A 25023-nucleotide genomic window follows, 5' to 3' on the forward strand; every position below is an offset into this window, starting at 1 on the left:
GGCGGTGTGCTCATAAATGAAACGGTCTCTACTGTTATGTCCCGAATTGGAAGGAATTATGATGGATGGGCCAAATCCATGCCGCATATTGCCAACATTCCGGGCCGAAGGTGTATAATAATGTGTGCAAACTTGTCCTGTTGAGCAAGATATAGGCATAACCACAAGACTAAAGCTCGCTGAAAGGAGACTTAAGCATGGCGGATTTATTTACACCTTACGTATTAAAGGGATTGTCATTAAAAAATCGGATCGTGATGCCTCCGATGTGCCAATATTCGGTACAGGCTGAAGATGGCGTTCCTAACAACTGGCATTTTGTGCATTATGTTTCCAGGGCGGTCGGCGGAACAGGACTGATCATCGTCGAGATGACGGCAGTGCATCCGGATGGGCGCATCACGAACCGGGATACGGGAATTTGGAGCGACGAGCAGATCCCCGCATACCGCAAAATCGTAAACGAAGTACATACGTACGGCACGCGGATCGGCATTCAGCTGGGGCACGCCGGACGAAAAGCCGAAGACGCGAACCCGCCGGTAGCGCCTTCCGCGATCCGTTTTGACGAGAAATACCGCACCCCCCGAGCGCTGACCACCGAAGAAGTAAAGGAACTTGTGCAGGCTTATAAGGAAGCTGCGAGAAGGGCCGTGGAAGCGGGCTTCGACACGGTTGAAATCCACGGCGCGCACGGGTATCTGATCCATCAATTCCATTCCCCGCTGACGAACCGGCGCGATGATGCCTACGGGCAGGATTTGCCCCTTTTTGGCGAAGAGGTCGTCAAAGCCGTCAAGGAGGCGGTGCCCGAAGAGATGCCCGTCATTATGCGCGTTTCTGCGCAGGAGTACGTCGACGGGGGATACGGCATAGAATACATTGCCGAAGTATGCCGCCGTTACCGGGATGCGGGAGTGGATATTTTTCACGTGTCGTCCGGTGGGGAAGGTCCGGTCGGTTCCAACGGAGGGCCGAAATCCGGTCCCGGTTACCAAGTGAATCTGGCCGAACAGCTGAAGGAAAAGCTGAACGTGCCGGTCATTGCCGTCGGACGGCTTGAAGGTTTCGAGGATGCCCAGAACGTGGTGCTGAACGGGCAGGCGGATTTGGTCGCGGTCGGACGCGGCATGCTGAAGGACCCTTATTGGGCGTTGCATGCTTCGCAGGCGCTGGAGGGCAGCGCCAAAATTCCGAAACAGTACCTTCGCGGTTTCTGAGCAGCGAAAAAAATTTTTTCGATTTTTGAAACGACTTCGGTTTTGCGCCGTAAAAGAATATCATAAAGAACAAACTCAAACCTTTTAGGAGGAAATGACACGATGGCAATTTTTAAAAGATTACGCGACCTGACGATGTCCAACATTAACGCTATTATCGATAAAGCGGAAGATCCGGTGAAAATGACCGACCAATACATCCGCGATATGACGGAAGATCTTGAGGATGCGGAGAAAGCGGTAGCCGCGCAAATCGCGATCGAGAAAAAATTCAAGCAGCTCTACGAAGAACAACAAGCGCTCGTCGAAAAGCGCACCCAGCAAGCCCATACGGCCGCACAGGCCCAAAACGTGGAACTGGCGCGCCGCGCCCTGGAAGAAAAGAAAGCCGCGGAACAAAAAATGGCGGAATACAAAGCAAGCTACGACCAAAACAAAGCTGCTGCCGACAACCTTCGGAACAAGCTGGACGAAATGCGCAAACAGCTGACCGAAATGAAAAACAAGCGCGAGACGCTGGTAGCCCGTTATAACGCAGCGAAAGCGCAAACCGAAATCAACAAAGCGATGCAGGGCTTCAGCACGGACAGCGCTACAAGCGGCATGAAGCGCATGGAAGAAAAAATGCTGCAAATGGAGGCGCAAGCCGAAGCAAGCAACGAAATGTCCTCCAAAGGCAAATCCCTTGACGACGAGTTCGAACAGCTCGGCAAAGACAAAGCCGTGGAAGACGAGCTTGCCGCTCTGATGAAACAATACGAAAACAAGTAATACCGTCCGTAATTGAAGCGTAAGTTTGTAAAAGCAGCGAAGGGGATTGTGCACCATCCATGTCCCCCTTCGCTGCTCTGTTGTAACAACGAAAAAAGCTGACCTGTGGAGGCACGTGTCAATGGATTTTAACACGATTATGGCGATCCTCGTTTGGACAGGATCCGGAGCCCTGCTCCTGTTTATTCTTATGTTTGTGGACTCGCTGTTCACGAGATACAAGGACTTTGAGGAAGTCAAGGCGGGCAACATGGCGGTGACGACAAGACTTGTGCTAAAGCTGCTTGCGCAAGGTTACATTTTGTCCGCATCCATTAGCACATCCAACAATTTGCTGGATGCCATCATGGTTTCCATCATTTCGTTCCTGATCTTGCTTGTATTGGAGGCCATCGTCCGGGTGCTTCTCCGGGTATGGGCCAAACTGGAGCTGGACGTCGGCACGCAGCAGGGAAAGATCGGTTACGGCTTGTTTGCAGGTTCGCTCCATCTGGTGGGGGCGTTAATTATTACCGCCTGCCTATAATTTAGAGTTTCGTCGCAGACTAAGTATGGAACGTAAGGAGTTATCACATTATGAGCGTATTTAAACGTATCGGCAACCTGTTTGCCAAACCCGAGCCGCCGAAAGCGGAAAAAAGCATGCTTTCCCTGATGCCGGGGGATATTTGCGAAGTGTCCCTGGTGACGTACGAAGTGACGGGAAGGGTCCATAACCGCGGACGCAACGCCGTTGTTCTTACGCTTCAGGACGGCAACACCATCATGTATTTGCACATCGAAGAGCGCGAAACGCTGCAGTATGCGCTGTACAGTCCGCTCGACGGACGGCTCGACAATCCGAGCGAGGTTCCGACCGAGCTGGAATTGGACGACAACGTTTTTTATCTGGAAGAAGAATACGAAGGCCATGTCATGATCAGCGGCAAAACGCCGTTTACCCAAAGCGGAGCGCAACACGTCTGGCAGTACCAATCGGACGATTACCGGCTGGTGCGGATCGAATGGCAGAACGGGCGTTTCATGCTTTACGAAGGAGAGAAAGTGCTGCCGGGAGACGTAAGGGTCATCCGGGCCAATTAGGAGTGATCGTATGAAAGGACGACACGGGCGGTCGCTGCTCAGCTTGAAAATCCTGCTTGTCATCAGCCTTGTCATGTCGCTTTTGACCGGGTGCGGAATCGGCGCTCCGAACGTGAAGGAAACGTATCCTTTGGAATCGGTGAACCGAAGCGGCAATGCGACCTCGTACGTATACCGCGCAGCGGATAAAACCGTCCCGGAAGTAGCGAAGGAACTATCGGACGAGAAAACGCCGGACCAAATGTCCAAAGAGGACGCCGAGCACATGTTTCTCGTTTACGGCCATGATTATTATCATCTGCAAAAGGATCCCAAAAAGGCAACCGACACGCTGATCGAAGTGGATTCCCAGGAATACGTCCAGAAAAACTACGATTCAAGCTTCCTGCAGGGCTATCTGACGGCAGCGCTCATCGGGCACCTATTCGACTCGTTCGGCGGGGGCGGCGGATACCGGGGGTATTCCAGCCGCGACATTTACCAGCCGAAGCAAGGGACGTACCACGCCCCGACTTCCAGCGACAAAAAGGTAGCGCCTCCGCTGACGGTGGAGAAAAAGGGTTCGATCTTCCGCCGGGGTTCGAGCGGAGGGGATTCGAGCGTCGGCTCGGGGGGCAGCATCTTTGACCGCAAACCGGATTCGACCACCCCATCGAGGGGGAAAATATCCCGTGGAGGCGGGTCGGGCGGCTTGTTCGAATCACCGAAAAAGTCGTACACCAAGCCGAAAACGAGGGTCGGTTCGGGAAAAATAACGCGAAGGTCGCGGAGATGACGGGAAAAGCAACGCACGAAGCATGGATTCGTGCGTTTTTTTGTGTCATGATAGAGGCATGAGTGTATTGGGTGAACGAGAAGAGGAAGGTGTTTTACGACATGAACATGCAAACGAAAGACGAACGCGATAAATTCCATCGCAAACCGCTGCAAGTCAAGGCCGCCCAGCAATTGCTCGCGGCGTACGGGAAACCCGGTCCCATCGAAACGGTTCCTTTGGAAGAAAGCGATGGCCGGTATTTGGCGGAGGAAATCCGGGCCCCGCATCCGTTTCCGCGTTTCCGCCGTTCCGGCATGGACGGGTACGCCGTCCGATCGGAGGATACGGCAAGCGCCGGCTCGGATCGAATGGTCTGGCTGGACGTCATCGACGAGATCCCTTGCGGCTCCGTCTCCGGGAAAACGATCACGCCGGGAACCGCGGCCCGCATCATGACGGGAGCCCAGGTGCCGGAAGGCGCGGATGCGGTGGTGATGCTGGAAATGACCGAGCTTCGCGAACATGGGGGACGGGTGCAAATGGGACTCAAGCGAAGCATCGAACCCGGGAAAAATGTGACGCCGATCGGCTTTGAAGTGCAGGAAGGGGAGATCCTGCTCCGACCCGGACGCCGGATCCAGGCCGGCGAAATTTCGGTGCTCGCTTCGTTTGGCGTTCACCGGGTGCCCGTCTATCGGAAACCGCGCATCGCCATTTTTTCGACCGGCTCCGAACTCTTAACCGTGGACGAGCCGCTTCAGCCGGGAAAAATCCGCAACAGCAATACGTATATGTTAGCCTCCCAAGTGCGCGAGGCCGGTGGCGAGCCGTTTATATTGGAAGCCGTCATGGACGAGCTCCCGCTTGCCAAAGCCAAGGTGGAAAAAGCGCTGCAGGAATATGACGCGGTCGTGACAAGCGGCGGCGTGTCCGTCGGCGACTACGATATCATGGGCGACTTCGTGCGGAGCGGCAGCGTGGACATGCTGTATAACAAAATCGCGATGCGTCCCGGAAGCGTCACGACGGCTGCGGTGAAAAACGGAAAGCTTTTGTTTGCCCTATCCGGCAATCCCGGGGCGTGTTTCGTCGGCTTTGAGCTGTTTGTGCGGCCATTCATCCAGCAGGCGCTGGGAAGCGAGCAGCCTTATCTTACGGAATGGACGGCGGTGCTGGACCGCGACTATACGAAAGTGAACGCTTTTACGCGTTACGTTCGGGGGAGAGTTGAAGCCAGGGACGGCGTGTTGTACGCCATACCGGCAGCGGTCGACGAATCGAGCGTCATGGTGACGATCAAGGACAGCGATTGCCTTATCGTCGTTCCGCCGGCCAAAGAGGCGACGCCTGCCGGCTCGAAGGTGAACATATTGATGCTGAAAGGAAACAGGCTGTGAAAAAACCGTTTGTGTGCCAAATCGTCGGCTACAAAAACAGCGGCAAAACGACGCTCGTCTGCGCGCTGGTCGAAAGGCTGAAGGCGGAGGGCCGCCGCGTGGCGGTCATCAAACATGACGCCCATGATTTCGAAATGGATCATCCGGGCACCGATTCCTACCGCCACCGGGCCGCGGGGGCAGCGGCGATCGCGCTCGTGTCCCCGCGGCAAACGGCGGTCATCCGCGAAGAAGAAACGTCTTTGGAGAAGCTCATCGAAGATTTTGGCGGCTATGAGGTCATTCTGGTGGAAGGCTTCAAGAAGGAGCGTTATCCCAAGCTTGTCATGGTAAGAAGAGCCGAAGATACGGAGCTGATTTGGGAGTTGGAAAACGTAGCGGGCGTCGTCAGTTGGCTGCCGGAGGCGCAGGTATTCCCGGCCGGGGAACCTCGCGAACATCTTGTGCGGTTTGGCAAAGACGATCATGAGGGGATCGCCGATTGGGTTATCCGGCAGGTCACCGATCCGGCTTGATTGCCGATTCGTTGGTTGGTGTGGGGGTATCCAAACTAGATATCGGGCAGTGGGCTCGTTCATTCACGAGGTATTTGGCTAGCTGAAAAAGGGAAAACCTGTTGTTAAGGTTCTCCCTTTTTTTGATATACGGATCAAGCATCCACGCGCCGTTCAATGGCTTCGGACATCGTTTTGTCGGTCAGATGGGCGTATACTTCGGTCGTTTCGGTCGAAGCGTGCCCGAGCTGTTCTTTCGTTTTATAAATGTCGTTTTGCAAGTAATAGTCCGTGGCAAAAGAATGGCGGAGCTTATGGACCGTTAAATAAGGTTTGCCGAACCGTTTGGCGTATTTGATGATCATCGCCTGGATCGCCCGTTTCGTCATGCGTCTGCCTTCGTTTTGGCCGTTGGCGAGAGCGAGGAACAGCGCTTTTTCTTTTTTTGGCGCCTTATAGCGGGTTTGCCGCAGATTCAGGTAGGCCATCAAATCGTCTTTGGCTTGCTCCCGGAAATAAACCGGGGTTTTGAAGGTTTCGTCGTTGTTGCCCTTGCGGTAAACGTACAGCATTTTGTTGTTCAAATCGATATCGTCCACGTTCAAGTTCACGACCTCGGACACCCGCAGGCCGGAATTCAAAATGAGGCTCGTAATGCTGGCATCCCGTTCTTTGTTCAGCTCATGGGCATACAGCGCCTGTTTATTGTTTTCGACGTCCTTGGCGTAGCCTTCGAGAATGTAGCCGATAAACTCGAGCAGCTCGTCTTCTTCGAGAATTTTGCCTTTCAGCTTGGCGGCGGTATCTTTCGGTTTGTGGATCCGTTTGATTTCGATTTTTGCCATGATGTTTCGTTTCAGCAAAGGATAAAACTCCTCGTCCTCCGCAATTTGGCTTAAATAATGAAACAACGATCGGAGGGAGGAAAGCTTCCGGGACACGGTTATGCGGGAATTGGCCCCTTCCCGTTTGGTCGCGAGAAAAATCCGGTAGCTGGTGACGTTCTCCATCCGGAGCACTTCCAGCTCCTGCAGCGTGACGCCTTTGTTGTCCGATGCGCTCGAAAGCCCTTCGGAACGCAACCAGCCAAAAAACGTTTCATAGTCCCTCACATATTCGAGAAGCGTGGAGGGGGACAGATCCGGCAGCTTGTAGTCGATAAACTGCTGGACAAACCACGGCATGCCCAGTACTTTTTCGTCAAGCTTGATCCGGTCGATTTCTTTTTGTACGTTCATGCGGGCATCACCTCGAGTCTAGTTGGTCTTCACAAGATTATTTTACCATAGGATCCGTTCGGGCGGCTCGCAAGACCTTTGAATGATCGGCAAAAATGGTTCACCTTGCTCCGCGGCGGCCAAAGTTATATATTGGATATGATACGATCTACATACCTGCATGATAAAAAGAGGTGAATTCGTGGATTTCAGATTGGATCTCGTGCCCGCGCGGCGAAAACAGGTCATTGCCGGCCTGATGCAGCTGTATTTATATGATTTCACCCTTTATACGGATTTGGAAGTGAACCAGGACGGCGTGTTTCCCGGCTATCCGGGCCTGGACGACTATTGGAGAAGGGGGACGGGGAAATATCCTTTTCTGATGACGCATGGGGGACATCCCGCCGGCTTTGCGCTCGTGGACCGTTTAACCGAACCGGAGGAAGGCGACTATTACATGACCGAATTTTTCGTTATGCAAAAATACCGCCGCTGCGGATTGGGAAGCTGGGCTGCATGCGAGCTCTTCGACCGCTTCCAGGGACGGTGGAAAGTGACCCAGGTGAAAAAAAACCTGCCCGCCCAGGCATTTTGGCGGAAAGTGATCGGCGGATATACGGATCAGCAATTCGAGGAGAAAATCCATCCGTCGAGCGGGAACGTCAGCCAATATTTTACGTCGCACAAAGTTCATGCCATAAATTAAAACAGGACAGGATGGAGAGGAGCGTTTACAGCATGTATTTGCCATCGTTTAAGCTGGAAGGAAAAACGGCGCTCGTGACGGGCGCGGGACGCGGCATCGGCCGCGCGCTTGCGGTCGGGCTGGCGGAATCGGGATGCGACGTCGCTTTGGTGTCGCGGACGGCAGCCGATTTGGAGGAAACGGCGGAACTCATCCGCAAACATACGAATGCAAAGCCTTATGTCATTCCTGCGGACATTACGGTGCGGGAGGAAATCGAAGGCGCTTTTGACAAGCTGATCGCCGAAGCCGGACGACTCGATATTTTGGTGAACAATGCGGGAATGAACATCCGCACGCCGGCGCTGGAGGTGACGGACGACGAATGGGAGACGATCATGCAGACGAATCTGAAGTCCGCGTTTATCGCGTCGCAGACGGCGGGACGTTACATGAAAGACCATGGCGGCGGCAAAATCATCAACATTTCGTCCGTCGGGGGCCATACTGCGCTTCGCACCGGCGTGGTGTACGGCTCAACCAAGGCGGCGCTGATCCATATGACGAAAATTTTGGCGCTGGAATGGGGAAAGTACGGGATTTTGGTCAATGCCGTCGGACCGTGGTATTTCCGGACGCCGCTGACCGAAAAGCTTTTAAGCGACGAACAATATTTGCAGGACATTCTGGACCGCACGCCGCTCAATCGGGTGGGACAGCTGGAGGAGGTCGTCGGGCCCGTCGTGTTCCTGGCTTCGGACGCGGCCAACTACATGACCGGGCAAACCCTCCTTGTCGATGGAGGCATGAGCATATACGGTTTTTAACGAATGGATGCTGCAGGATTGATCAGCAAGACGCTCTCGCCGGAAGGATACCTGGTTCACATCACGTATGATGAATAAGGAGGCTGGAAGATGGAAAAGCGTATTTTTGGCAAAACGGGGATGGAAGTCAGCATTCTTGGCTTCGGCGGCTCGGAAATCGGGTCCGAAACCGACTTGGCCAAGGTTGAAAAGCTGCTGAACGAAGCGCTGGACGCCGGACTGAACGTCATTGACACGGCGGAATGCTACGGCGACAGCGAGGAACTGATCGGCAAGGCGTTATCCCGCCGCAGGGACGATTATTATTTGTTCACGAAATGCGGCCATTCGGCCGGTTTCGAAGACGAGGACTGGAACCCCGCGATGCTGGAAAAAAGCATTGACCGCAGCCTGAAGCGACTCCGCACGGATTACGTGGACGTCATCCACCTGCACAGCTGCTCGGAAAAAATACTGCGCCAAGGCGCGGTGATCGAGGTGCTGCAAAAGGCGAAGCAGCAGGGGAAAACGCGGTTTATCGGCTACAGCGGCGACCGGACCGATGCCCGTTACGCGGTGCAAACCGGCTTGTTCGACAGCTTGATGATATCGCTCAACATTGCCGACCAGGAAGGGATCGATTTGGTGCTGCCGGAGGCCGTGGAGCGGCAAATGGGCGTGGTCGCGAAAAGGCCCGTGGCCAATGTCGCCTGGACATACGAGACGTTGTCCGAAAAAGCATATCCTTACGTCTACTGGCAACGGCTGAAAGAGCTCGGATATGACTTCCTGGCGGATCATGATCGGGCCGTCGCAACGGCGCTTCGTTTTGCTTTGACCGTACCCGGCGTGCATACGGCGGTGGTCGGCACGCAAAAGCCGGGAAGATGGGCGGAAAACGCGGAGCTGCTGCGCACGAGCACGTTGTCCGGCCCGGAATACGAAAACATACGTGCCCGCTGGAAGCAGGTCGCCGGAGAAGATTGGGTGGGTAAAACCTGATCGGCCGGCGGGCTGACGAATGCGCAAAAAAGCGGCCCTAACAGGCCGCTTTTTTGTTTGCAGGCGGGGCATACGGACACGGGGGCCGGTCCTTTGATTAATATTTCAACATATGAAAAATTCACAATAGTTAAAAGAGATCAGAGCAAAGGAGGAATACGATGGGGACGTTGTGGAAGGGCGGCACCATCTACACGATGTTGCGGGAATCCCATACGGTGGAAGCGGTGTACACCGAAGGCGGAGCGATCCGGGATGCCGGGCGGTTGGACGAGCTGGAAAGAACATATCGCGGAAAGATCGATGAGGTTCGGGATTTGGGAGGCGCGGCGATGTTCCCGGGGTTCGTGGACAGCCATATGCATTTGATCGGTCACGGCGAAACCTTCCTCAAGCTCCAGCTGGGAGGCTGCCGCAGCCGAGACGATGTGCTCGAAGCCGTTAAGAAACAGGCGTCGGTGCTCCCGAAAGGGATGTGGATCCTGGGCGAAGGCTGGAACGAAAACGAATGGGATGACTCCGGAAAGCCGGAGAGGGGACTTTTGGACGCCGCGGCTCCCGAGCATCCCGTGCTGCTGCGCAGGGTGTGCAGGCATATGATGGCCGCCAATACGGCGGCTTTGCAGGCAGCAGGCATCGACGATGACCTGCCGGATCCGGCGGGAGGCGTGCTGGAAAGGGATGCGCACGGACGGCTGAACGGTATTTTGAAGGAGTCCGCCCAGGATCTTGTCCTGCGTGCCGTGCCGGGCCCGACGGATGAATATTTGGAAGCGGCGCTTGCGGCAGCCATCGAAGATTGCTGGGCCAAGGGGCTGACGGGCGGCCATACGGAGGATTTAAGTTATTATGGCAGCTGCAGCCGGACCATGCGCGCATTCGACACGGTGATTCATGGGCGGCAAAAACATTTCAGGGCCCATCTGCTCGTTCATCATTTGGCATTGGACGAATGGCTCGCCGCGGGACGGGGGGAGCAGATCCGGTCGCCGCTGCTCGAGTTCGGGGCCATGAAGCTGTTTGCCGACGGGGCGTTGGGCGGCAGAACCGCGCTGCTCAGCCGGCCGTATGCGGATGACCCGTCGACTTCGGGCGTCGCCGTTCATGCGGAGCCTGAGCTGGATCGCTTGGTCATGAAAGCAAGAGCTCACGGCATGGCGGTTGCCGCGCATGCGATCGGGGATGGGGCGGCGGAATTGGTGCTCGCGCATTTGGAGAAACACCCTTGCCCGGACGGGAAAAGGGATCGCCTGATTCACGGCCAAATATTGCGCCCCGGGTTGGTGGCGCGGATGAAACGGCTGCCGGTCATCACGGACATTCAGCCGAGTTTTGTCGCGTCCGACTTTCCATGGGTCATGGAACGGATCGGCGATCCCGGGGAGAGGCTGGTGTATGCCTGGCGGACGCTGCTGGAGCAGGGCATCCCATGTGCCGGAGGTTCCGACGCGCCCATCGAAAAGGTGTCCCCGCTCGAAGGCATCCATGCGGCCGTCACCCGCACCAAACCGTTTCAGGATACCGTTTATGGCGAAAATGAGCGGTTAAGCATGTACGAGGCGATTGCGTTGTATACGAGAGGGAGCGCGTATGCTGGCGGCCATGAATCGGATCGGGGGATGATCGAAAAAGGATATGCGGCGGATTTCACGATTTTGCGCCGCGATCCGTTTCATGAAGATCCGGATGTGCTGCTGCAGGATATCGTCCAAATGACGGTAGTGAACGGAAACGTCGTGTACGAGGGCCGAGGCGGGGCGGAATAAAGGAAACATCCGAATCTCGTCCGGATCGGTTTAGCTTGTGGCAACAACAGTTAGCCATATATGATAAAATATCATCATATGAAAAATTCACAATAGAAAAACATCGTATCTGCCCATACCTTGACCATTCGATCACATCCTGCTTTTTCATAGTCTCTATCTACAGCTCAAGGGTCTAAAAAAGGAGGGCAGATCTACCGCAAGATTTATAGGCGAGCCGCGCCAGGCGTCCTAATCCGTGCCTTTTGCTGCATACACATGTAGTAGAAGGGGAGAGTGATCAGGACATGGAAAAGATCGTCAAAAGGTATTTTCAGCTGAAACAGCAGCAAAAAGAAACCGAGCAGGAGCTTAAAGAGCTTCGCGATGAAATCATCGGCTATTGCAGGGAACAAGGGACGGCGGACTTCATCTCCGGGCCTTACCGGGTCAAACTGGTCTCGCAAACGCGCAAGGAATACGACGACGAGAAATTGTTCGAAGCGCTTCCGGATCTGGAAGTGTGGAAGCTGCTCTCCAAATCCGACCCCGGCAAAATCGCCGGACTGGTCAAGCTGGGGGTCGTCAAAGAAGAAGCGCTCCAAGACACGTATGAATGCAAAGAGATCACGTTGCTGCAGGTGGATCGGGTAAAATGAAAAAACGGCGGGCGTTGCGGAGAATCCTCTCCGCTGCCTGCCGTTTTTAGCGTGGTTTTATTTGGATTGCAGCTCTTGAAGAATGCGGTACAAGATGATACCGGCTTCAGCCCGGGTCAATTTGCCTTTCGGATTGAAGGTTCCGTTCGGATTGCCTTTCAAATACCCTTTTTCAACGGCATAGGAAACGGCTCCTTTGGCGGAATCCCGGATATCGTCCCCATCCTTGAAGGCAAGATCAGAGCCTCCCCCGGTCGAACCGGCGCCTAATGCTTGAGCAAGCAATGCGGCGAGCTCCTCCCGGCTTAACGGATGGCTGGAACCTGTCTCGGCCGCGCGGTCGCTCCATGTTTTGCCCGTGCCAAGAAGCCGGTCAAGCAGGGACAGGAATTCCGCTTGCGTCACGGGGTCATTCGGTTTATAAGTATCCGTTGCGTCCTTGCCGTTCGCCAGGTAATGGGAAGCGATCACTTCGATTTCGTTTTTGGCCCAATGATGGACGATGTCGTTAAAGGTTTTGAGGGCTTCAACCGCGCTGAACGCGCCAAGTTTGGATGTTTGGAACGTGACAAATCCGGTTTGGTTATTGCCCGAAGCGGCATAGGTCCATACGCCTTCCTTGTTTTTCGTGAAGATGCCGACTTTGCCGCGGTTTTTCACCTTCCCGGCATCGAGCGCCAGCGTAATGGACAACGGGGAAGTCAGGGCCGTCGCCGGATCGTTGATCGTCAGGGCGCCTGAAACGAAACCTGCGCTGCCTCCGGCCGGGGCTTGAATCGTTCCTGCAGCGGTACCGCTAAAGCTGAACGAGACGGAAAGCCCGTCTTTCGCCACGAAGCTTTTGAGGGTGCCGGCCGGAACGTGGATCTCAAAACCTTTGCCTTTGATGATCAATGGCTTGCCCGATTTCAGCAGCTGCTCCGTCAGCGTACTGCTGATCTTCAGGGTGAACGGATGATAGGAATCGAACGATGCGTCGCTAAGGTCTACCGTCACGTTTTTGCTGTCCGATTTGTTGAGCTGTCCTATCAGATATGAGGCATCAACGTTCAGTTCGGCTGTTTTTTGCTCGCCGGTACCTTTTTCAGTCAACACGCCGGCAGCCAGTTTCGTGCCGGGTGGCGTGCTTGGCGTTTGGGATGCCGATCCTCCGCCGGACCATGAACCGCCTCCGCTACCGCCTCCGTTACCGCCTCCGTTCCCGCTGCCTGGATTCGGATCGGGATCCGGGCTGCCTGGATTCGGGTTAGGTTTCGAGCAAGGCATTCGGTTCGGCACCGGTTTTTCGGATGTTTCCACGGATGGAGCCGATTGGAATTTCTCTCTGGTGACCTGCAAGGAGCCAGATGTTTGGTTGTCCTTGGAAGGTTCAGCGGACGGGTTGCCGCCCGGCTGTTCCGATCCCTTGTCAGGCTCGGTCACCGGATTGTTTTGGTCAGGATTCTGAGAATCATCCGAAACGTTCCGGTCGGTTACTTTAACTTGGATCCCGGTTAACGTCGATGCAGCAACTTCTTTTTGTTCGGCATTCCACAATTTTACATTACTGAGATCCAGCGAGAAAATTCCAGGTTCGGATGGCGTAAACGTGAAATGGGCCAACGTGCCGGTTTTCGCCGGTTGGTCCAGCTCGAAGCCGAAAGTCACGGTTTTTTTGCCGTCGGCATGGCCGGCTGCGGCGACGTTTTGCTGCGATTCGACTTGAATGTCTTTGGCGCCCGGCGTTACTTGATTCAGTTTCAGTTCGGCATCGTACGTGACGTCGACGGTCATGCGTTGAACGTCTTCGGCACCCTCGAAATGAACGTTAACGTCAAAAGGTTCGTTCGTATACACGCTTTCTTGGACCGTAGCGAGTCCAACGGCCGTACTGCCGTCTTTTAATGCGTACTCATAGGTTTTGGCCGGCACGGCCGAACCGTTTCCGGCATCGTCGTAGACGAAGAGCTGGATTTTGTTCGATCCCTGCGTTAACGGGAACTTGACGGTAAAGTTGTCTTTAGCATCGATCGTGCCCGCAAATTCCTGGTTATTGGCCGTATCCACGACCGCTTTCACATGGACGTATTCTTGGGCGGTACCGAGATATTGCAGCAACAAGTCGTCTTCAATGCTGCCTTGCAATATGCCTTCATTTGGTTTCTCGGCATTTACCGTCACTTTCTCGGGAAGCACGGCTGTAGGCGCCGTATTGTCCAAAAGGAATTCCTTGAGCGAGTCCTCCAACAGAATCGGTTCCTCTTCGCCCGCTTGGAAGACGACCGGAACCAGGGCATAAATCCCGTCAGGGTTGGCGTCCTTGTTCAACTTCGTCTCTTTTCCGTTCAAACCGATGATCGTCCCATCCCAATCAAACGAATAGTAGAACGGATCGAGTTTATTTTGGAAATCCTCTCTGTAAATTAGGCCAAGCAGCGATAAGTTATCGTCGTTCGCGGTTGGGCCAAATAGGTAGAAGCCATAATCCTCGACCTTCTCATTCAACGAGTAATACACCGTAGCCATCCCATTGCCGCCTTCGGCCGTAGAGAGATAAATCGGATCCACTTCTACGGATGTCATGGCTGGCTGTTCGAAGGTTTCGCCGACGTATACGCTGAAAGGCACATGGAGCTGATGTCCGGTTTTCATCTGCGTGAACTGGATATGACCTTGATAGATGCCTTCCGGCGTTCCTTCCGGAATGGTTAGCGTAACCGGCAGGTCATATGAAGACTCGTTGGCCTTCAGATGGATATCGCACAGCTCGGGGATCAGCTGCAGACCGCTGTTGCTCGCCCAATCGACGTATACGGCGTAGTGCTGGTTGCTGCCTGCGATATTATCGATGCTCAGCTTCCGTGTCACCGTCGATCCAGCATTTAGCAGGCCGAAGGAGAGGCTGCCGGAATAGGAAGTTTGGTGCGTTTCGTCCTGAAGCGGAACCGGCAACGGCTCTTCGACTTTGACGATCGCTTGGGCATCGGCGGTATGTTTCAAATCGACGCGGCCGGCGCCTTGTTCGTTTACGCCGTATGGGTTGCCTTGACGGTCTTTCATCAGCACCGCGTTGTTCGTCAACCACGCTTTGATTTGATCCGGCTTCAAGCTGAGGCCGTCTTTGCGGCTTTTCTCGAGCAAGAGCGCGGCCGAACCGGCTACGTGAGGCGTTGCCATACTGGTTCCCTGCAATTCCTCATACGCATTGGCATAGTCTCCGTCAAACGCCGGAATGGAAGATTTGATGCCGACGCCCGGGGCGGCGATGTCCGGTTTGATGCCGTAATGCGGCAGGGAAGGGCCTCTTGAGCTTAAGTCGGCGAGCAAATCCTGCTCCTTCTTGTAATTGAAGGCGACCTGATTATCTCCCTTTTCGACGGCCGCTTTCAGCTTCAGTCCGCTGTCCTGGGAAATGGTATAGGTTGGCACGGATTGTTTGGCGCCTGCGATCGTGGCGTTGATTTCCCCCGCCGTATTGTTATAAATGATGAGTGCTTTTGCGCCGTTTTTGGCGGCGTTTTCGGATTTTTCGGCAAAAGAGATTTCGCCTCGGGAGACGAGAACCGTTTTTCCGGCGACATTCACGTTTTTGTAATCATCCGCTTTGCCGAGTCCCGCGTTTACCAGCTCCAGCTTTTCATCCGTATTGTCCAGTTTGGCCGAACCGGCCGCCAGTTGGGCGAAGACCGTGCCTAAGCTGTCCGATATGAAAATAGGCGTGTTGAGCGGCGGCGTCGAAGCGCCGACCGAAATCGCCAGCTGGGCGGAAGCCGGGCTGCCCACGGTTTCGGCTCCGGGACCGTCGTTGCCGTTGGCCACGACGACGGTGACGCCGGCTAATGCCGCATTATCCACGGCGATCGAATCCGGCGTATACGGATTGTTCTGGGAGGATCCCAGCGACAGGTTGATGACATCCACGCCGTCGCTGACCGCTTTTTCGATCCCCGCGATGACGTTTTCCGTGCTGCCCGAGCCGTAAGGGCCGAGAACGCGGTAGGCGTACAGGTCGGAAGCGGGAGCTACCCCGCGGACCCAACCTTTGCCCGTATCGGGATGTTCCGGGTTTCCGCGGCCGGCAATGGTGCCGGATACGTGTGTACCGTGGGAGGTATCGTAAGGTTTGCCGTTTTTAACCGGTTTGCTGGGATCCGGCAGCGTCTCCATCGGATCGGCATCGTTGTCCACAAAATCGTATCCGCCTTTGTAGGCATCCTTCAAGCTGGGATGGTTGTAATCGATGCCCGTATCGATAACGGCTACTTTAATCCCCTTGCCGTCATATCCCGAGTCCCACATTTCGTTTGCGCCGATGAGCGGGGCGCTTTCGTCCATGTAAGGAGTCATTTCCGGCTTCTCTTCGATCGGGAGCGCATGGACCTCCTCGTTCGGGAACACCGCCTTGACTCCGGGCAGCGCCAACAGCTGGTCGACCTGATTGGCCGGCAGGGTGACGGCGTAACCGTTGAACACTTTCGAATATTCCTTGGTGAATTGGGCGGAAGTTTTGGCAAGCGCCGCGGATTTGAACTTCAGGTGCTCCTGGTTCAGTTGTGCCTGATAGCTGCCGATCGAAGAGCGTGCACGGGTCGACGGTTTGACTTCGTATACTTTCAGCGGATCGTTCTGCAGCTGAACGATGACCGAAATGGGCTCGCTGCTGTCCGATTCCTCCACCAAATTAAGAGGCTGCTTCGATGCAGAAAATGCACGAAGATCCGGCGCTTTCTGTTTTAGCAAATCCTTTGCCGTTTGCCCTTGCTTCAGCAGGGAGTCGAGACTGATTTGGGTTTGTTCCGGAAGCTTTAACCGATCCGGCGATGCGAAGACCGCGCTGGGGGAGGTGATTCCTACCGCAAGCACGGTGCTCAGCGCAAGCATGGAATAGCTGCGAACTTTAGACGGCTTTTTTCTGCTCAATTCATATCCTCCTTAGAATCGATAATGAAATGCTGCGAATGCGGCCCTCCTTTGCTCCTTGCGATAATTGAACACTAGTAAAATACATTTACATTTTACAATTTTTACATTTCTCTGGTATGAGACCGAAGAGGGACAGCCTTTAGAATCAGGCCTGGCGAACGCCGTCGTTTTCGAGGTGTCGAAATCGGTTGCCTATCTTCCTCTGCGGGGACGAACGCTCCGAACCGTCCGTTGTTTCGTCTTTTCATCTCTTCCTGTCGTTCGGGATAGGTTTCAGGACATGGGGGAGGGCGAAAACGATCCTGCAAAAATCGGCCGGATTCTCCAGAGATCGTTCTCTGAACTTTTGCGGCCTGCCTGAATATTTGCGGACAAAGCGCAATAAAGATGAATTACGGAATCGCTTTCAAAGCGAACGAAGGAGGGATATGAAGATGCTCGCAAAAAGTAAATGGGCGCTGATGTCGTCGGCCTTGCTGCTTGCGGTGACGGTGGGCTGCTCAAACTCGGGTTCAAGCTCGGCCCCTCAAGCACAAGGGAATGATCCTGCCCCATCCCAGGGCGGCGGGGATAAAGCCGCGACCGAAAAGAAAACGATTACGATCACTTACCGCGACGACGGCACCGGGGAAAAAGGAACGTTATACAAATGGATCAAAGAGGTGTCCGCGTCCTATCCGAATAAAAACGTCGAAATCAAGCCGACGCCGATTCAGGCTTCGGAAGGGGATTATTTTGCCAAAATCGCACTGGCTCTCAAATCGAAAGACACCGCACCGGACATCGTGACCGAAGATACGTTCATGCTGAATTCGGATGCCAGCGCCGGCTTCCTGGAGCCGCTGGACGACAGGCTGAAAGGTTGGGAGGACTGGAGCAACGGCTCGTTCATCGAAGCCATGAAAAAAGGCGTGACCGCCAGCGACGGCAAAGTATACGGCGTGCCGTACAATACGGACTCGAGGGGGCTTTGGTACAACAAAGAGATTTTCAAGAAGGCAGGCCTTCCCGAAGACTGGAAGCCGAAATCGTGGGATGAGGTGCTCGCCGCGGCCAGAACGATCAAGGAAAAAGCAGGCAGCGACGTCGTTCCGATCTGGATGAACCTTGGCAAGGCAACGGGGGAAGCCACCTCGATGCAGACCTACGAAATGCTGCTGTACGGAACGGGCGAACGCCTCTACGATGACGCCAGCAAAAAATGGATCGTCAAAAGCCAAGGCATCAACGATGCGCTTGCTTTTATCGAGACGGTCGCGAAGGAAAAGCTGGGCCCGCCGCTCTCCAAAGTGTTGAACGGGCAGGCCGGCAATACGGCGACGCGCGAATATCTCCCCAAAGGAAAGCTGGCGATTTCGCTCGACGGTTCCTGGATTACGGGCAATTACCTGGAAGGCGGGGCTTCCCCGTGGCCCGAGTACAAAGACGTGCTCGGTTTTGCCCCGATGCCGACCAGCAAAGGCCAGGCGCCGGGAACGATCACGCTGGCGGGCGGCTGGGCGCTCTCCATTCCGAGCAACGCGAAGAACAAAGACGAGGCATGGGATTTTATCAAATTCGCTTTGAATAAGGAAAACACGCAAAAGCTCGTCATGTCGTCCGGCAACATCACGGTGCGCGCCGATGTCGCCAAAGATCCGGAATACACCCAAATGCCGTTTAACGAAATCGCGACCGAATATTTGAAAAACGCCGAATTCCGGCCGGCCCAGGACAAATATCCCGAAGTGTCGACGCAAATCCAAACGATGGTCGAATCGGTCGCCACGGGCACATCCGCGGCCGATGCCGCCAACAAGTACGCGCAGGACGTCACCCGCATCGTCGGGCAGGATCATGCAATAGAAAAATAAACGGCACCGCATGCCTGCGCTGAACCGTCATCCGGTGCGAAGCGCGGGCATGCGGTGTTCGCATTCATCCGAGAAAGGAGAGGCTTCAACATGGGAGGGATTTCGGCATCATCCCCGCAGCTTCAAAAAAGAAACTGGACTTGGCTCTATTTCCTGCTGCCGTCCATCGTCATCATGCTGCTGTTTTTTATCTATCCGATCCTGCTGACGTTTTTTTATTCCTTTACGAATTTGGCATTGACCGGTGAAGCGGCCAAAGAGCTGAAATTTGTCGGTTTGGACAATTATACCCGGATGTTTCAAGACCCGACGGTCCGGATCAGCATATGGAACACGCTTGTCTTTTTGATCGGATCGGCCGTGATCGGCCAGCAGGTGCTCGGTTTTCTGATCGCCCTGCTAATGAAGCATAAAAACAAGACGTTCCGGCGCGTCATCGGCACCGTCGTATTGGCCGGATGGGTCACGCCCGAGATCGTGTGCGCCTTATGCTTGTACAGCTTTTTTGGGGACGAAGGCACGCTGAACGCGATCATATCGTTTTTTGGCATCTCTCCGGTCACCTGGCTGTTTACCGTTCCGATGCTGACCGTCATCCTTGCGAACATATGGCACGGTACCGCTTTTTCCATGCTCGTTTTTCAGGCGGCGCTGGATGACGTGCCAAGCGAAATCGAAGAGGCCGCCGTCGTGGACGGCGCGTCCAAGCTGCAAATCTTGCTGCGCATCACCATCCCTTACATCCGCGAAACGATCACGACCAACGCGATGCTCGTCACGCTGCAAACGCTGGGCGTGTTCGGTCTCATCTATGCCATGACGGGCGGCGGTCCGGGCACCAAAACGACGACGCTCCCGATTTTTATGTACAACCAGGCTTTCGTGAACTACCAGCTCGGTTACGGCACGGCCATTTCGCTTCTCCTGCTGCTGCTCGGCATCGTGCTCAGCTTGTTTTATATCCGTTCGTTCAAAAAGTAAAGGAGATTTCGTATGAACGCCAAACAGCGCAAAATTATCTATCGAATCCTTCCTTATGTCGTCTTGTCGCTCATCGGGATTTGTTTTCTGCTGCCGCTATTGTGGGTGCTCGTGGCTTCCGTCGATCCGAATGCGATGCAATCGCTCAAAATGCCCAAGCAGGTAACCCCTGGGAACTACGTGGATGTGCTGACGAACCGCGAAAACCAGCGGGCGTTTGCCATCGGCCTGTTGATGTCGCTCGGGCAAGCGGTGATCGTCGTTCTTCTGGCGCTGCTGGCGGCCTATCCGTTGTCCCGCTATCAGTTGAAGTTCAAAAAACCGTTCATGCTGACCATTCTGTTTATGACCTCGCTGCCGATCACCGCGGTGATGGTCCCCGTCTATCAGCTGTTTTTGACCTTAAAGCTGTACGATAACGTGGTCGGCGTCGTGCTTTTTTACGTGGCTTCGTCCATGCCTTACGGCATTTGGATGATCAAAAACTTTATGGACTCCGTTCCCGAAGATTTGGAGGAGGCGGCATGGGTGGACGGCGCTTCGGTGTTTACGGGCATCCGGAAAATCGTGGCGCCCCTGATGGTGCCGGGGATTTGCACGGTGGCGATTTTTACGTTCTCCGGCAGCTGGGGCAACTTTTTTGTCCCTTACATTTTGCTGCAAAGCCCGGAAAATTTCCCCGCTTCCTTGAAGTTATACCAGTTCTTCGGCCAATACGGCATGGTGGACTACGGCAGGCTGGCGGCGTTTTCGGTGCTTTACGCGATTCCGTCGATCGTGCTGTACATTCTTTCGCAGCGGTTTATGTCCAAAGGATTCAGCATGCAGGGAGGAACGAAGGGATAGAGGAGTTTCATTTCAACGGTGTGGCTGACGGGTTAGCCCTGCAGGAAAAACCTAAAAAAGCGAAGGAACGCCAGGCGATCCGCCCGTTGAATTCCTTCGCTTTTTTTATTACGGCTGCAGCTCTTGAACCATGCTCTCCAGCTTTCGTATCGTCTTCCAATTCCTCACCGTGCCGGGGGTGCCCAACTTGCCCAAACTGTCCGCCAGCTTGGATTCGTTGAATTTGTTGCGGACGAACATGTAGAGTTCGGTGCCGATGATCGTATATTCGTCGATGCCGCGATCCACCGCCGCCAGCTTTTCCATGCCTTCAGCCGAGGGGATGCCTGAAAGCATCGATACATGGAGCGTTTCTCCTTCCTGCAGCGAGGCGTCGTCATAAGGACAATTTTTTATCATCGCTTCAAACTCTTCCTTGCTGCGGATGATCACTTGAACGTTAAGGCCGAACGCGGCGTTGATTTCCCTTTCGATCAGCTCTCGCAAAGACGTTCCGTCCAGCCCGGAGGCCAACACCACGTTTCCGCTTTGGATATAAGTCCGTACCTGCCGGCAGCCCGCTTTTTCGAGAACTTCCCGAAGCTCGGCCATCTTGATTTTGTTATGTCCGCCGACGTTGATGCCCCGGAGCAAAACGACATAAATGGTCATGCTCTGCAATTCATCTCCCGTCAAAAATAGGTTTATGGAAATGGTACAATCTGTATGTATGGATTTTACAGAATCTTTATTAACGTTGCAATAAAAATGGCTTTGGAAGCATCCAATCGTTCACAAAGTTCAAGCGGCCTGCAATGGGCGCTAGTAGTTTTCTCACCCGCCAGCAGCTCCAATTCATGCTGAGGAGAGATATGATGAATAAGATCATTTCAAAAGACGGTACGGAAATCGCATTCGAGCAATCGGGAAGAGGGGACGCGGTGATTATCGTCCCAGGTGCGCTGGGTACGCGTCACCACCCGCAATGGATCCAGCTGGCCGGACTGCTGTCAGGGCATTTCACCGTGATAAACTACGATCGGAGGGGACGCGGGGATAGCGGCGATACGCTTCCTTATACGGTGCAGCGGGAAATCGAAGATATCGAGGCGTTGATTGATTCAGCAGGCGGGTCCGCATACGTTTACGGAATTTCTTCGGGAGCGATCCTGGCGCTCGAGGCTGCCGACCGCCTTGCGGGCAAAGTGCGGAAACTGGCTTTGTATGAGCCTCCGCTTATTTTGGATGACAGCCGTCCACCGCTGCCGGAAGATTATGTCGAGCAAATCCAGGCTGCCATCGGCGCGGGGAACCGGGGAAAAGCCATCGAGGTATTTATGACGCAAGCGCTGCTCATTCCCGAAGAATACCTGGCTCCAATGAAAGCGGACCCGATGTGGCAGGAGATGGAGGAAACGGCGCATACGCTGACCTATGACGGCATGATCTCCCGGGAGGTCATGGCGGGCAAACCTTTGCCGGCCGGTAAATGGTCTTCCATAACCGCTGCCACGCTGGCGATCCACGGCGACCAAAGCGAACCGATGTTTCGCGATGCGGCACAAGCCGTTGCGGATCGCGTCAAACATGCCGAATATACGGCTTTGACAGGTCAAGGACACGATGTATCCCCTGATGCGATTGCCCCCGTGTTGGCGGATTTTTTCAAAGCGTAGTTGATTCCTTTTCAAGCGTGTGATATGGTTAATCCAACCAGTATTGAAAGGGTGAACCCAAGACCAATGATCTACTAATCCTATTCCAGCGAAAAATCGAGATCGACGATCATTTTTCCGGATAGGATTAGTGCGGGCTTTTATAGATATGGACGTGCAGCGAGACGTTCCCTTTGAGGGAACGAACCGCGGCTTGCGTCTGCCTGCCCCTGTCCGGATGTCCGGAACAGGGGCTTTTTTTATGATTGGTTGTCCCTGGGTCGGGCGGTTTTCATCTATTATGACGGAGGATGATTGTTCAATGACAGGACCGAACCCCAGCGAAAAATACCCGATTCCCGGATACCGCAATGTGCAGTTTATTAAAAATACGATTACGAAGCCCAACATCATCGCAGGCGATTATTCTTATTACGATTCGGCGAACGGCGAGTCCTTTGAGGACCAAGTCCTGTACCATTACGAAGTGATCGGGACCAAGCTGATCATCGGCAAGTTTTGCTCCATTGCCCCGGAAACGCGGTTTATGATGGATGGCGGCAATCACAGGATGGATGGTTCGACCTATCCGTTTAACCTCTTTGGCCACGGATGGGAGCAATACGCGCCGACGTTGGAGCAGCTGAGGATCAAAGGCGATACGATCGTCGGCAACGATGTATGGATCGGCAGGCGGGCAACGATTATGCCGGGCGTGCGGATCGGCGACGGGGCGGTCATCGGGGCGGAAGCCGTCGTCACGAAGGATGTTGCGCCGTACACGATTGTAGGTGGGAATCCGGCAAAGGAAATACGGAAGCGCTTTTCGCCGGAGATCATAGAAGAGCTGCTTGACCTGAGATGGTGGGACTTGGAGATCGCCGTCATCCAAAAGTTCATGGGTGCGATCGTCAGCGGAGATATCGAGACGATGCGTACCATGAAGCAGCAATGATGAACTTCTAAGGAGGGTAATCCCATGAAAACGACCTTTGTTGAATATGCGGTTTCGAAACCCGAATCGGGCCCGTACGGCATCGCCTGCGGCAAAGACGGTGCCTTATGGTTCACGGAGCAAAAAGGAAACCGGATCGGGCGAATCACGGACGGCGGCGAGATGTCATCGTTTGAAGTCCCGACCCCGCAAGCGGGCGTGATGTCGATCATTTCGGATGTTCGGGGGGACATATGGTTCACCGAATATCATGCGAATCGCATCGGGAAATTGCAGGCGAACGGTTCCTTGAAGGAGTACACGCTTCCGGGAGCCAACGCGGCGCCTTTCGGAATCGCGGAAGGACCGGACGGAGCCGTATGGTTCACGGAGATGAATGCAGGCAAAATCGGCAAAATCACTTCGTCGGGGGAGATCACGGAATACGAACTGCCCGATGCCAAAGCATATCCTTCCTTTATCACCCAAGGGCCGGACGGAGCGCTCTGGTTTTCGGAAAACCAGGGAAATAAAATCGGCAGGATCACCACGGCAGGCGAAATAACCGAATATGACATTCCGACGCCACAATCCGGCCCGGTTGGACTTGCATGCGGACCCGACGGAGCGATCTGGTTCGTGGAGATTATGGGAAATAAAATCGGGAAAATGACCCCCGGCGGCGCGATCACGGAATATGACATCCCGACGCCGAATGCGCGCCCGCACGCCATCGCGCCGGGAATACGGGGGGATTTCTGGTTTACCGAGTGGGCGGGCAATAAAATCGGCAGGATCACGATCGATGGAAAAATCACGGAATATGCGATCCCAACCGCGAAAGCGGAACCGCATGGCATTGCGGTATCCGCCGGCGGGGACGTCTGGTTCGCCGAGGAATGCGACCGGATCGGGCGACTGATGGTTGCCGAATGAACCGGGAAATACATCGGACTTATGGCAAGGATTGAATAAAATGTTTCGAAGCCGCCGAAAGCAGGACTCCCTTCAGGGTCGCTATGCCGACATGGCGCTCGGGGATGGGCGGCACCAGCGGCACTTCGACCAGTTTGCCCGAGGCGAGTTCCTCCGTGATAAAATGGCGCGCGATGATCGTAAGCCCAAAGCCGCTTGGGGTGAATTGGATCAAATTCCGGTCTGCGCCGCCTACGAGCTGCAGGACGGACCGGTTTCCGGTAAGCGCCGAGCTGGAGCATGCCAAACCGGTCATCCAGACGTTCAGGTTTAACGACGTTTTCTCATGGAATCATGCATAATTTTCCTCTTTTGGCGGAAACTAACGTCCAAAGAGGAGGGTGATGCTGCATGTGCCAGCGTTATTCAATGGCTGCCGACCTGCCGATGATCATGGATCATTTTCAGGTTGACCGCGTGATGTATTACTACAAAAACCGATACAACGTCAGTCCGACCCAGTTCACGCCGGTCATACTTCAGCAAAACGGCGAACGCGTCCTGGACGAATTCCGCTGGGGCTTCATTCCCTATTGGGGGAAGGATGCGGTCAATGCCGATCTGCATACGGTAAAGGAAAATCCCACGTACCGCAAAATGATCGAAAAACAGCGGTGCGTCATTCCGTGCAACGGCTTTTATTATTGGAAAAAGGAAGGCAAAAAAGCTTACCCCGTCCGCGTCGTGCTGAAAAACCGCGGGATGTTCGGAGTCGCCGGCTTGTATGAAATCTGGAAGGACCATCACGGCGAGCCGCTGCGGACGTTCACGCTGGTCATGACCGGGGCTAACGGACTGATCGGGGACTTCGAGGAATCCCGCATGCCCGCCATTTTGCCGGAGGAAGCGATGAAGGACTGGCTGAATGAAGAAAACACGGCTTTTCATTCGTTAAGCTCGCTCCTGCAAACCTATTCCGACGAAGAGATGGAGGCATATCCGGTTACGCCGCTCATCGGCAACGACGGGCATGACAGCGAAGAATGCATCCGCGAGATGGATTTGCGTACCGCCTGGGTGAAGCAATAGGCCGAAGCACTCCTTAAAATTCAGCGATCG

Annotated in this window: 23 protein-coding genes; 19 read left to right on the forward strand and 4 right to left on the reverse strand. The window is 54.5% G+C overall.

Annotated features, from left to right (window positions below; genetic code table 11):
* The first annotated feature begins 197 nt into the window (after positions 1–197).
* The 7 genes from MKY58_RS10960 to mobB all read left to right on the forward strand — a co-directional run bounded on the left by MKY58_RS10960 (position 198) and on the right by mobB (position 5743).
* Complete coding sequence (locus MKY58_RS10960; RefSeq protein ID WP_339324541.1) at positions 198–1220, forward strand: NADH:flavin oxidoreductase/NADH oxidase; 1023 nt, start codon at positions 198–200, stop codon at positions 1218–1220.
* A 102-nt stretch (positions 1221–1322) separates the two neighbouring features.
* The gene (locus MKY58_RS10965; protein ID WP_036711989.1) at positions 1323–1991 is read left to right on the forward strand and encodes a PspA/IM30 family protein; all 669 of its coding nucleotides are present in this window, start codon (positions 1323–1325) and stop codon (positions 1989–1991) included.
* A 121-nt stretch (positions 1992–2112) separates the two neighbouring features.
* The gene (locus MKY58_RS10970; protein WP_339324542.1) at positions 2113–2517 is read left to right on the forward strand and encodes a DUF350 domain-containing protein; all 405 of its coding nucleotides are present in this window, start codon (positions 2113–2115) and stop codon (positions 2515–2517) included.
* A 50-nt stretch (positions 2518–2567) separates the two neighbouring features.
* Positions 2568–3074, forward strand: a complete 507-nt coding sequence (locus MKY58_RS10975) for a DUF4178 domain-containing protein (RefSeq protein ID WP_339324543.1) — start codon at positions 2568–2570, stop codon at positions 3072–3074.
* 10 nt (positions 3075–3084) lie between these two features.
* Complete coding sequence (locus MKY58_RS10980) at positions 3085–3849, forward strand: DUF4247 domain-containing protein (protein ID WP_339324544.1); 765 nt, start codon at positions 3085–3087, stop codon at positions 3847–3849.
* Between the two features lie 101 nt (positions 3850–3950).
* Entirely contained in the window at positions 3951–5228 is a 1278-nt protein-coding gene (gene glp / locus MKY58_RS10985) for a gephyrin-like molybdotransferase Glp (protein ID WP_339324545.1), read from the forward strand.
* The gene (gene mobB, locus MKY58_RS10990; RefSeq protein WP_339324546.1) at positions 5225–5743 is read left to right on the forward strand and encodes a molybdopterin-guanine dinucleotide biosynthesis protein B; all 519 of its coding nucleotides are present in this window, start codon (positions 5225–5227) and stop codon (positions 5741–5743) included. Before glp ends, mobB begins: the two co-directional genes overlap by 4 nt.
* A 134-nt stretch (positions 5744–5877) precedes the next feature.
* Here the strand turns inward: mobB and xerS are convergent, their stop codons facing one another.
* Positions 5878–6960, reverse strand: a complete 1083-nt coding sequence (xerS, locus tag MKY58_RS10995) for a tyrosine recombinase XerS (RefSeq protein WP_339324547.1) — start codon at positions 6958–6960, stop codon at positions 5878–5880.
* A 238-nt stretch (positions 6961–7198) separates the two neighbouring features.
* On the opposite strand from xerS, the gene MKY58_RS11000 reads away from it, so the two are divergent.
* From MKY58_RS11000 to MKY58_RS11020, 5 genes are all read left to right on the forward strand, one after another.
* Positions 7199–7648: a GNAT family N-acetyltransferase gene (locus MKY58_RS11000; RefSeq protein ID WP_339325120.1), complete on the forward strand. Its 450-nt coding sequence runs from the start codon at positions 7199–7201 to the stop codon at positions 7646–7648.
* A gap of 32 nt (positions 7649–7680) precedes the next feature.
* Complete coding sequence (locus tag MKY58_RS11005) at positions 7681–8454, forward strand: glucose 1-dehydrogenase (RefSeq protein WP_339324548.1); 774 nt, start codon at positions 7681–7683, stop codon at positions 8452–8454.
* Positions 8455–8544: 90 nt separating this feature from the next.
* Entirely contained in the window at positions 8545–9435 is an 891-nt protein-coding gene (locus MKY58_RS11010) for an aldo/keto reductase (protein WP_339324549.1), read from the forward strand.
* Between the two features lie 161 nt (positions 9436–9596).
* Entirely contained in the window at positions 9597–11201 is a 1605-nt protein-coding gene (locus tag MKY58_RS11015; RefSeq protein ID WP_339324550.1) for an amidohydrolase, read from the forward strand.
* Positions 11202–11488: 287 nt separating this feature from the next.
* Complete coding sequence (locus MKY58_RS11020) at positions 11489–11839, forward strand: hypothetical protein (RefSeq protein WP_339324551.1); 351 nt, start codon at positions 11489–11491, stop codon at positions 11837–11839.
* A 57-nt stretch (positions 11840–11896) separates the two neighbouring features.
* Here MKY58_RS11020 and MKY58_RS11025 read toward each other — a convergent pair whose 3' ends face one another.
* Positions 11897–16738 carry a S8 family serine peptidase gene (locus MKY58_RS11025; protein ID WP_339324552.1) on the reverse strand — a complete coding sequence of 1614 codons (4842 nt, stop codon included), beginning with the start codon at positions 16736–16738 and terminating at the stop codon, positions 11897–11899.
* A 437-nt stretch (positions 16739–17175) separates the two neighbouring features.
* Here MKY58_RS11025 and MKY58_RS11030 point away from each other — a divergent pair, with 437 nt between their 5' ends.
* The 3 genes from MKY58_RS11030 (at position 17176) to MKY58_RS11040 (ending at position 20421) form a co-directional block, all read left to right on the forward strand.
* Complete coding sequence (locus MKY58_RS11030) at positions 17176–18594, forward strand: ABC transporter substrate-binding protein (RefSeq protein WP_339324553.1); 1419 nt, start codon at positions 17176–17178, stop codon at positions 18592–18594.
* A gap of 90 nt (positions 18595–18684) precedes the next feature.
* Positions 18685–19575: a sugar ABC transporter permease gene (locus MKY58_RS11035; RefSeq protein WP_339324554.1), complete on the forward strand. Its 891-nt coding sequence runs from the start codon at positions 18685–18687 to the stop codon at positions 19573–19575.
* A gap of 12 nt (positions 19576–19587) precedes the next feature.
* Positions 19588–20421, forward strand: a complete 834-nt coding sequence (locus MKY58_RS11040) for a carbohydrate ABC transporter permease (protein ID WP_339324555.1) — start codon at positions 19588–19590, stop codon at positions 20419–20421.
* A 108-nt stretch (positions 20422–20529) separates the two neighbouring features.
* Here MKY58_RS11040 and MKY58_RS11045 read toward each other — a convergent pair whose 3' ends face one another.
* Positions 20530–21072, reverse strand: coding sequence for a DUF1697 domain-containing protein (locus MKY58_RS11045; protein ID WP_339324556.1), 543 nt, complete (start codon positions 21070–21072; stop codon positions 20530–20532).
* Positions 21073–21275: 203 nt separating this feature from the next.
* On the opposite strand from MKY58_RS11045, the gene MKY58_RS11050 reads away from it, so the two are divergent.
* The 3 genes from MKY58_RS11050 to MKY58_RS11060 all read left to right on the forward strand — a co-directional run bounded on the left by MKY58_RS11050 (position 21276) and on the right by MKY58_RS11060 (position 23925).
* The gene (locus tag MKY58_RS11050) at positions 21276–22076 is read left to right on the forward strand and encodes an alpha/beta hydrolase (RefSeq protein WP_339324557.1); all 801 of its coding nucleotides are present in this window, start codon (positions 21276–21278) and stop codon (positions 22074–22076) included.
* Positions 22077–22377: 301 nt separating this feature from the next.
* Positions 22378–23010, forward strand: a complete 633-nt coding sequence (gene vat(I) / locus MKY58_RS11055; protein ID WP_339324558.1) for a streptogramin A O-acetyltransferase Vat(I) — start codon at positions 22378–22380, stop codon at positions 23008–23010.
* Between the two features lie 24 nt (positions 23011–23034).
* Positions 23035–23925, forward strand: coding sequence for a Virginiamycin B lyase (locus MKY58_RS11060; RefSeq protein WP_339324559.1), 891 nt, complete (start codon positions 23035–23037; stop codon positions 23923–23925).
* A 19-nt stretch (positions 23926–23944) separates the two neighbouring features.
* Here MKY58_RS11060 and MKY58_RS11065 read toward each other — a convergent pair whose 3' ends face one another.
* Positions 23945–24211 (reverse strand): LysR family transcriptional regulator substrate-binding protein, encoded by a 267-nt coding sequence (locus tag MKY58_RS11065; protein ID WP_339324560.1) that lies wholly within the window; start codon positions 24209–24211, stop codon positions 23945–23947.
* 104 nt (positions 24212–24315) lie between these two features.
* Here MKY58_RS11065 and MKY58_RS11070 point away from each other — a divergent pair, with 104 nt between their 5' ends.
* Positions 24316–24993 carry an SOS response-associated peptidase gene (locus MKY58_RS11070; RefSeq protein WP_212948564.1) on the forward strand — a complete coding sequence of 226 codons (678 nt, stop codon included), beginning with the start codon at positions 24316–24318 and terminating at the stop codon, positions 24991–24993.
* Positions 24994–25023: the final 30 nt, after the last annotated feature.

This window comes from Paenibacillus sp. FSL W8-0194, assembly GCF_037969745.1.
Lineage (GTDB): Bacteria > Bacillota > Bacilli > Paenibacillales > Paenibacillaceae > Paenibacillus_AQ > Paenibacillus_AQ cookii.

Excerpts from the sequence above, each read along its gene's own strand:
- MKY58_RS11050 (WP_339324557.1), top strand. The coding sequence starts at position 21,276 with ATGAATAAGATCATTTCAAAAGACGGTACGGAAATCGCATTCGAGCAA.
- MKY58_RS10960 (WP_339324541.1), top strand. The coding sequence starts at position 198 with ATGGCGGATTTATTTACACCTTACGTATTAAAGGGATTGTCATTAAAA.
- MKY58_RS11030 (WP_339324553.1), top strand. The coding sequence starts at position 17,176 with ATGCTCGCAAAAAGTAAATGGGCGCTGATGTCGTCGGCCTTGCTGCTT.
- MKY58_RS11035 (WP_339324554.1), top strand. The coding sequence starts at position 18,685 with ATGGGAGGGATTTCGGCATCATCCCCGCAGCTTCAAAAAAGAAACTGG.
- MKY58_RS11040 (WP_339324555.1), top strand. The coding sequence starts at position 19,588 with ATGAACGCCAAACAGCGCAAAATTATCTATCGAATCCTTCCTTATGTC.
- MKY58_RS11045 (WP_339324556.1), bottom strand. The coding sequence starts at position 21,072 with ATGACCATTTATGTCGTTTTGCTCCGGGGCATCAACGTCGGCGGACAT.
- MKY58_RS11015 (WP_339324550.1), top strand. The coding sequence starts at position 9,597 with ATGGGGACGTTGTGGAAGGGCGGCACCATCTACACGATGTTGCGGGAA.
- MKY58_RS11060 (WP_339324559.1), top strand. The coding sequence starts at position 23,035 with ATGAAAACGACCTTTGTTGAATATGCGGTTTCGAAACCCGAATCGGGC.
- MKY58_RS11005 (WP_339324548.1), top strand. The coding sequence starts at position 7,681 with ATGTATTTGCCATCGTTTAAGCTGGAAGGAAAAACGGCGCTCGTGACG.
- MKY58_RS11070 (WP_212948564.1), top strand. The coding sequence starts at position 24,316 with ATGTGCCAGCGTTATTCAATGGCTGCCGACCTGCCGATGATCATGGAT.
- xerS (WP_339324547.1), bottom strand. The coding sequence starts at position 6,960 with ATGAACGTACAAAAAGAAATCGACCGGATCAAGCTTGACGAAAAAGTA.
- MKY58_RS10975 (WP_339324543.1), top strand. The coding sequence starts at position 2,568 with ATGAGCGTATTTAAACGTATCGGCAACCTGTTTGCCAAACCCGAGCCG.
- glp (WP_339324545.1), top strand. The coding sequence starts at position 3,951 with ATGAACATGCAAACGAAAGACGAACGCGATAAATTCCATCGCAAACCG.
- MKY58_RS11000 (WP_339325120.1), top strand. The coding sequence starts at position 7,199 with ATGCAGCTGTATTTATATGATTTCACCCTTTATACGGATTTGGAAGTG.
- MKY58_RS10980 (WP_339324544.1), top strand. The coding sequence starts at position 3,085 with ATGAAAGGACGACACGGGCGGTCGCTGCTCAGCTTGAAAATCCTGCTT.
- MKY58_RS10965 (WP_036711989.1), top strand. The coding sequence starts at position 1,323 with ATGGCAATTTTTAAAAGATTACGCGACCTGACGATGTCCAACATTAAC.
- MKY58_RS10970 (WP_339324542.1), top strand. The coding sequence starts at position 2,113 with ATGGATTTTAACACGATTATGGCGATCCTCGTTTGGACAGGATCCGGA.
- MKY58_RS11020 (WP_339324551.1), top strand. The coding sequence starts at position 11,489 with ATGGAAAAGATCGTCAAAAGGTATTTTCAGCTGAAACAGCAGCAAAAA.
- MKY58_RS11010 (WP_339324549.1), top strand. The coding sequence starts at position 8,545 with ATGGAAAAGCGTATTTTTGGCAAAACGGGGATGGAAGTCAGCATTCTT.